Below are 255 nucleotides of genomic sequence, written 5' to 3'. Positions count from 1 at the left end.
CAACAAAGCAACTCAAATGATAGGATCAAGCCTCACGAGCAATTAGTATCGGTTAGCTTAACGCCTCACAGCGCTTCCACACCCGACCTATCAACGTCCTGGTCTCGAACGACTCTTCAGGGAGGTCAAGCCTCCAGGGAAGTCTCATCTTCAGGCAAGTTTCCCGCTTAGATGCTTTCAGCGGTTATCTCTTCCGAACTTAGCTACCCGGCGATGCGACTGGCGTCACAACCGGTACACCAGAGGTTCGTCCAC

At 52.5% G+C, this 255-nt stretch carries 1 rRNA gene; it reads right to left on the bottom strand.

Features of this window, described 5'->3' with window-relative positions:
• Nucleotides 1-21: 21 nt before the first annotated feature.
• Nucleotides 22-255: ribosomal RNA gene (locus tag ACZ9XP_RS18030) — 23S ribosomal RNA — on the bottom strand; the annotation flags it as partial.

Source organism: Vogesella perlucida (genome assembly GCF_979366545.1).
The sequence above is the reverse complement of the archived record's forward strand: the minus strand, read 5'-3'. Positions and strand labels throughout refer to the sequence as shown.